This is a genomic window from Hydrogenophaga sp. 70-12 (assembly GCF_001897365.1).
GTDB lineage: Bacteria > Pseudomonadota > Gammaproteobacteria > Burkholderiales > Burkholderiaceae_C > Hydrogenophaga > Hydrogenophaga borbori.
The window spans coordinates 1-7,452 of record NZ_MKSS01000322.1 but is presented as its reverse complement, the minus strand read 5'-3'; the positions used below and the strand labels follow the sequence as shown (position 1 = coordinate 7,452).

The 7,452-nt window shown below is 72.0% G+C and carries 3 protein-coding genes and 1 pseudogene; 2 read left to right on the top strand and 2 right to left on the bottom strand.

All coding sequences use genetic code 11. The annotated features are described in order from the left end of the window. Nucleotides 1–434 (top strand): annotated as a pseudogene (locus tag BGO22_RS16910) (hypothetical protein); the annotation flags it as partial. Between the two features lie 12 nt (nucleotides 435–446). Here the strand turns inward: BGO22_RS16910 and BGO22_RS16905 are convergent. Further along, nucleotides 447–1,502 (bottom strand): polysaccharide deacetylase family protein, encoded by a 1,056-nt coding sequence (locus BGO22_RS16905; RefSeq protein ID WP_083292924.1) that lies wholly within the window; start codon nucleotides 1,500–1,502, stop codon nucleotides 447–449. A gap of 26 nt (nucleotides 1,503–1,528) precedes the next feature. Then, nucleotides 1,529–2,308 (bottom strand): class I SAM-dependent methyltransferase, encoded by a 780-nt coding sequence (locus tag BGO22_RS16900; protein WP_070398011.1) that lies wholly within the window; start codon nucleotides 2,306–2,308, stop codon nucleotides 1,529–1,531. 403 nt (nucleotides 2,309–2,711) lie between these two features. On the opposite strand from BGO22_RS16900, the gene BGO22_RS16895 reads away from it, so the two are divergent. After that, on the top strand, nucleotides 2,712–7,452 hold a 4,741-nt coding region (locus tag BGO22_RS16895; protein WP_286851874.1), incomplete at its 3' end, for a polyketide synthase.

Sequence of the window (7,452 nt, the reverse complement as noted above, 5' to 3'; positions counted from 1 at the left end):
TCGCCACCGTGATGAGCTGGCTGACGGAGAACAACGTGCCGAACGCCAGCGCCGTGCTCAACAGCGTGGGCCGCATGCAGATCGACCGTTTCCTGGCCAGCACCCAGTCGGCCGGCTTCTGCACCAGCCGCGCCGCGGGCTACTGGCTGCAGACCATGAGCGGCGGCAGCTACATCAACAACTGGGCCGACTTCTACCGCGCCAACTACGGCTCGGCCGCCTGCGAAGGCGCTGCCGCGGCCGGCGATCCCGCCTACCCCGACTGGGCCGGCGGCTACGCGGCCGTGGCGCGCGGCATGCTCGCCGCCGCCAGCAACGCCGGGGCCAACAACGCCGCCACCGCCTACGCGCGCTGGAAGGCGTTCACGCCCCAACTGGAGTCGGGCGCGCGCGGCTTCAGCAGCGATCCGTCCTACGCGATCGTGCCGCGCTGAGCGGCTGGCGGCTCAAACCGCCGCGCGCGCGCTCGGGGCCGTCGCCGGTGCGGCACCCACCTCGCGCCACAGGTCCAGCAGCGTGGAAAACTGGCCGCCCAGCCGGTCGCGAAAGTGCGCGCAGACGCGGTCGATGCGGCGCAGGAACTCCTGCAGGTCGTGCTCGTTGCGCACATAAGGCGTGTTGCCCGGTGCCAGCGAGGGTGAGTGGTAGGTCAGGCTGAACACCCGCACGCCCTGCGCGTACAGCGCCTCCATCAACCGGATCTGCGTGTCGGCGTCGAAACCCTCGGGGCTCAGGCGGGCGCGCCACAGCACGTCCAGGCGGCTCAGCACCGACTGCACGCGCAGCTGCTGCAGCATGGGGTTGTCCCAGAGCGCGGCGAAGCGCTGGCCGGCCCACCAGGCGCGTCCGCCGTAGCCCACGGTCAGTGGCACCTCCAGCAGGTCGCGCGACTCGTCGGCGAAGAAGGGGTGCATGGACGTGCCCAGGAAGTTGGGGCCGTGCACGCGCTCGAAGCTGGTGGCCGGCACGAAGCTGCAGTCGATGCGGTAACCCAGGCGCCGAATCACGCCCAAGGTGGCCGCGCCGACGCCATAGCGCCCGGCCTTGAAGATGAGCGGCCGCTGCCCGAAGGCCTGGGCCACGGCCTCCGTGCTGGCCTCCAGCTTGGCGGCCTCCAGCTCGGGCGGCAGGTTGCCGTGGAAGGAGTTGTAGGCGTTGACCTCGTCCTCGTACGGCGGCGTCACCCAGGGATGGCAGTGCGTGCCAAAGTGGGCGCGGCCCGCGTCGACCAGCCGGCGCAGGTAGGCCGCCGCCGGCGCCGAGCGGGCCACCGCATAGTCCAGCACGTAAGTCGGCACGATGCCGTATTTATCGAACACCGCGTGGGCATGGTCCTGCGCGGGGATCGACTCCGTCGCCACGGCGTCGCGGTTGAAGGGCTGGGTCCAGTCGAACTCTTCCTCGGTGTCCACCACCACGAGCAACAGGGGCCGATCGGACGAACGCCGCGCCGGCACCGGGCGCAGTTCCGGGTGATCGATCGGGCGGTAGCCGGCGACCATCGGGCGAGCGGTGGGACGCGCCAGGCTCACACGCGGCGCGTGCCGTGCACGGTGACCGTGCGGTAGTAGGCGCCGAGCGAGGGCATGGACGAGGCGATGGCGGCGTCGACGCGGTCGGCCGCGTTCACCATCCAGTTGCTGGGCTGCGCGCGCACCGCCTTGGACAGCACCGCGGCGGGAAAGGCGAACAGATCGGTGTACAGGTGCTTGGGCGCGAAGTAGCGGTCCAGGATGTCGAGCTCCTCACGCGCCAGCGGCTTCTCGTCGGGCGTGCGCGCCTTGGGCGTGAGCGCGCGCACCAGGCGCGCCACCGGGTTGAGCAGCAAAGGCTCGACGAACAGGATCTCGCCGCCCGGCTTGGTCACGCGCGCGATCTCCTTGACCGCGCGCTCGAATTCCAGGTGGTGCAGGATGGCCGTGCCGAACACCAGGTCGAAGGTGGCGTCGGGGAACTGCAGCTCGTGCGCGTCCATCAGCTTGAACTCCACCGGCAGGCCCTTGGCCTGGGCCACCTGGCGGCCCTTGTCGAGTTCGCGGTCGGAGATGTTGATGCAAGTGAGCTGCGTGGGCTTGAGGTTCCACTTGAGGTAGTGGGCTTCCCAGGCCTGGCTGCCGACCTCCAGCACGCGGGTGTCGGTGTGGCGCGTGTGCACGGCGCGGATCAACTCGTCGCGGCGGCGCCGCGCAGGGCCCATCTGCGTGTAGGCCATGACCGCTTCCAGGCGGTCGCGCTCCAGCTCGTCGTTGTCGTAGATCTCGGCCTCGCGGCTGACGCGCTGGGCATCGTGTGAAGTCGGGCTCGTCATGCGAAGGCCTCCAGTTGATTTGTGCGAATGGGCGCCCATGGGCCGCCACCATCCGGCGAAGCTAGCACAGGGATGCACATTTACATACCTTCGATGCACATCCGAACGTGCGATATCTCCACGAAATGGCGATGCATGAGATGTCAATCATCAACACAATCGCCTTACTGGTACTCGCATTCCGCCGCCAGCAGGCCTCAGCGCACCGCTTGGCGCCTGATTCCCCATACCGCCACCGGTACCGTCAAAAAGTTCACAACCGCGCGGCCGCGGCGATTGGCCTTCGGGAACGCCGTTGTTACAGTCGGTTTCGAGTGGCGTTATTTTGTATTAGATTCTCCGGCTCTGGTTCTACGAGGTGAGGATGGACAAGAAAGCTCAAACGGAACCATCGGCACGGCGCGTGTCCCGTTTGGGTGAATGGCTCGTCCAGGCGGCGCGGGCCTGGCCCGAGCGGCCCGCCCTGGAAACCGCCGACGGTCAGACGCTGACGTACCGCGAACTGCTCGCCCGCGTCGAAGAAGGGGCGCGCCGCTGGCGGGCGGCGGGCGTGCGTGGTGGCGAGCGCATCGCCATCGCCGCCACGCGCTCGCCCGAATCCATCGTCCACATCCTCACCGCCGCTCACCTGGACGTGGGCTATGTGCCGCTCGACCTGGCGTACCCCGCCGAACGCCTGGCCGCCATGCTCGATGACGCGCGCCCACGCGCCGTAGTGGGCGAGGCATCGGCCCTGGCCCTGCTGCGCGAACGCGTGGGCGAGCTGCCCACGCTGGAGCGGCCCGCCCCCACCGCTTCGGGCCTGCACGCGGCCGAACCCGACCTGGCCTACGTGCTCTTCACCTCCGGCTCCACCGGCCGGCCCAAGGGCGTGGCCATGGGCGAGCGTCCGCTGCGCCACCTGATCCACTGGCACGTGGCGCACCCGCGCCTGGGCCAGGCCGCGCGCACCCTCCAGTTCGCGCCGCTGTCCTTCGACGTGCACTTCCAGGAGATCTTCTCCACCGTGGCCACGGGCGGTACCCTGGTGCTGGTGCCCGACGCCCAGCGCCGCGATCCGGCCCTGCTGCACCGCGCGCTGATCGACCTGCGCGTGGAACGCCTCTTCGTGCCTTACGTGGCGCTGCAGATGATCGCCGACGCCTCGCGCGACGAGGCGCCGCGCCACCTGCGCGAAGTGGTCAGCGCGGGCGAGCAGCTGCAGGTGAGCCCGGCCATCCGCGCCCTGTTCCAGCGCCTGCCCGGCGCCGAGCTGCACAACCACTACGGCCCCACCGAAAGCCACGTCGTCACCGCGCACGACCTCACCGGCGACCCGGCGCAGTGGCCCGAGATCCCCCCCATCGGCAAGGCCCTGCCGCATGTGCAGGTGGCCCTGCGCGAGGCGCACGACGACGGCGAAGGCTTCACCGTGGGCGAACTGCTGCTCGGCGGTGAAACCCTGGCCAACGGCTACCTGGGTCGCGCCGACCTGAGCGCCGAGCGCTTCCGCACCGACGTCGGCCCCGAGCCCGGCCCCGGTGGCCAGACCTGGTACCTCACCGGCGACCTGGTGCGCCGCGACGAACACGGCGTGCTCACCTACCTGGGCCGCGCGGACCAGCAGGTCAAGGTCGATGGCTTTCGCATCGAGCCCGGCGAGATCGAGCTCGCCCTGATGGCGCACGAGAGCGTGAAGGAAGCCGTGGTGACCGCGCCCGAGCTGCCCGGCGCGGGCCGCCAGCTGGTGGCGCATGTGGTGCTGAACCCCGGCGCGGCCGGCGACGCGGCGGGTCTGTCGCCCCTGTGGCGCCAGCACCTGCGCGCGCGCATGCCCGAGTACATGGTGCCGGTGCGCTACGTGGTGCTCGACCGCCTGCCCGTCACCCCCAGCGGCAAGATCGACCGCCGCAGCCTGCCCCTGCCCGCGATGGACGCGAGCCCGCTGGACGCCAGCGACCCGCTGGCCCTGGCGCGCCGGCTGTGGTGCGAACTGCTGGGGGTCGAACGCCTTGCGGACGAGCAAAACATCTTCGACATCGGCGCCAAATCGCTGCTGGTGATGCGCTTCGTCTCGCGGGTGCGCGAGGCGGGCATCACCACCCTCGGCGTGGCCGACGTGTACGACCGCCCCACCCTGGCCGGCATGGCCGCCGCCATGGCGGGCGCGGCCAGCGCGCCGCGCCGCCAGCGCCGCGCTGCCCCGGCCAACGCCGGCGGCGGCATCGCCATCGTGGGCATGGCCGTGCGCGTGCCAGGCTCGCCCGACCTCGAGTCCTTCTGGCAGAACCTGCTGGACGGCCGCGAGGGCATCCGCCATTTCCGCCCGGACGAGCTCGATCCCGCGGTGCCCGAAGAACAGCGCGCGCGCCCGAACTTCGTGCCCGCGCACGGCGCACTGGAGCACGCCGACCGCTTCGACGCCGCGCACTTCGGCGTCTCCGCCCGCGAGGCCGTGCTGCTGGACCCGCAGCAGCGCCTGATGCTGGAGCTCAGCATCAGCGCGCTGGAGCACGCCGGCATCGACCACACGCGCACCAGCGAGCGCGTGGGCGTGTACGCGGGCACCGGCAACAACGCCTATGCGCTCGCGCTGCGCCAGGAGAACCCCGAGCTCATCCGCCAGGTGGGCGAGTTCGCCACCATGCTGGCGAGCGAGAAGGACTACGTCGCCACGCGCATCGCCAACCGCCTCAACCTCAAGGGCCCGGCGCTCAGCATCCACACCGCCTGCTCCACGAGCCTGGTGGCCGTGGCTCAGGCCTGGCACGCGCTGGCCAGCGGGCAGTGCGACATCGCGCTGGCCGGCGGCGCCAACGTGCATGTGCCGCAGGCCACGGGCTACCTGCACGTGGAAGGCGGCATGGAATCGGCCGACGGCCACTGCCGCCCCTTCGACGCCCAGGCCAGCGGCACCGTGTTCGCCAGCGGCGGCGGCATGGTGGTGCTCAAGCGCCTGGACGACGCCGTTGCGGCCGGCGACACCATCTACGCGGTGGTGCGCGGCGTGGGCCTCAACAACGACGGCGGCGACAAGGCCAGCTTCACCGCGCCCAGCGTCACCGGCCAGTTGGAAGCCATCCGCATGGCGCTGGAGCACGCCGGCGTCGACCCGCGCAGCATCGGCTACGTGGAAGCGCACGGCACCGCCACCGCGCTCGGCGACCCGATCGAGATCAGCGCGCTGAGCAAGGCCTGGGCCGAGGACACGCCGGACACGCAGTTCTGCGCCATCGGCTCGGTCAAAAGCAATATCGGCCACCTGGCCGCTGGCGCCGGCGTGGTGGGCCTGGCCAAGGCCGCGCTGGCGCTGCAGCGCGGCGTCATCCCGGCCACGCTGCACTACACCCAGCCCAACCCGCAGATTGATTTCGAGCGCACGCCCTTCCAGGTGGTGGCGCGCAACACGCCCTGGACCGAGGGCCATGGCGACACCCCGCGCCGCGCCGCCGTCAGCTCCTTCGGCGTGGGTGGCACCAACGCGCACGTGGTCATCGAGGCCGCGCCCGCCGCGCCGCCTTCGCCCGGCAACGAGGCCGAAGGCCAGCGCTGGGTGCTGCCGCTGTCCGCCCGCACGGCCGACGAGGCCCTGGCGCGCGCCCACGCCCTGGCCGACCACCTGCAGGCCCATCCCGAGCTGCCGCTGCCCGCCGTGGCCGCCACGCTGATGCGCGGGCGCCGGGCCATGGCGCAGCGCCTGAGCGTGGTCGCGGCCTCCACCGCGCAAGCCGTGGCGGCGCTGCGCGGGCTCAAGTCCCCCACCACCGCGCTGGCCGCGCCGCGCCTGGTCTTCCTGTTCCCTGGCCAGGGCTCGCAGCACCCGGGCATGGCGCGCCAGCTGTTCGACGAGGCCCCGGCCTTCGGCGAGGCCCTGCGGCGCTGCACCGAGGCGCTCAAGCCCCTGCTCGGCGGCACCGACCTGCTGCCCTGGCTGGTTCAGGCCGATCCGGCCGACGAGGCCATCGCGACCCAGTTGGCCGACACCCGCCACGCGCAGCCGGCGCTGTTCGCCATGTCCTACGCGCTGGCCAGCTGGCTCGACAGCCTGGGCCTGAAACCCGCGGCGCTCATCGGCCACAGCATCGGCGAGTACGCCGCCGCCTGCCACGCCGGCGTGATGCCGCTGGACAACGCGCTGGCCGCCGTGGTCGCGCGCGGCCAGGCCATGGCCGACCAGCCCCCCGGCGCCATGCTGGCCGTGCGCCTGGGCGCCGACGAACTGCGCGCGCGCCTGCCCGAAGGCATCGACATCGCCGGCATCAACGCGCCCACGCTCACCGTCGTCGCGGGCCCCTTCGAGGCCATCGAGTCGCTGGCCAAGGCCCTGGAACGCAGCGAGGTGCACTGCACCCGCCTGCGCGTCTCGCACGCCTTCCACAGCGCCAGCATGGACGGCGCGCTGCCGCGCGTGCAAGCCGCGCTCGCCAAGGCCCACCTGGGCGCGCCGCGCCTGCCGGTGTACTCCTGCGTCAGCGGCGCGCCCCTGACCGCCGCCGAGGCCACCGACCCCGCCTACTGGGCGCGCCAGGTGCGCGCGCCCGTGCGTTTCAGCCAGGCCGTGCAGGCCGAGCTCGCCCAGGGCGAGTGCGTCTTCCTGGAAGTCGGCCCCGGCCAGGCGCTGTCCGCGCTGGTGCGCCAGCACCGCGGCGCGCAGAACGCGGCGCCGCGTTGCCTGGCCCTGCTCGGTCCCGCCAACCAGCCCGGCGAGCCCGCCGCGCACGCGCTCGCCACCATCGGCGCGCTGTGGTGCACGGGCGTGGACATCGCCTGGCCCGTGGCCGCGAGCGCGCGCCGCGCGGCCCTGCCCACCTACCCCTTCGGCGGCGAACGCCACTGGTTCACGCGCCGCGCGCCCACCGCCACCCCCACCCTTTCATCGACCGGTGCCCCGGCACCCCAGCAGGCCCCTATTGCCATGAGTCGCATCCCCGCCGTCGAAGCCGAACTGCAACGCATCCTCAGCGATGTCTCGGGCCTGCCCGCCGACGAGATCGCGCCCGAAGCCAGCTTCGTGGACCAGGGCCTGGACTCGCTCTCGCTGACCCAGGCCACGCTGGAGATCGAGCGCGTGTTCGGCGTCAAGCTGCGCTTCCGCCGCCTGCTGGAAGACCTGGACAACACGCACAAGCTGGCGGCCCTGCTCGACGCCGAGATGCCGCCCGAGC

Excerpts from the sequence above, each read along its gene's own strand:
- BGO22_RS16905 (WP_083292924.1), bottom strand. The coding sequence starts at position 1,502 with ATGGTCGCCGGCTACCGCCCGATCGATCACCCGGAACTGCGCCCGGTG.
- BGO22_RS16900 (WP_070398011.1), bottom strand. The coding sequence starts at position 2,308 with ATGACGAGCCCGACTTCACACGATGCCCAGCGCGTCAGCCGCGAGGCC.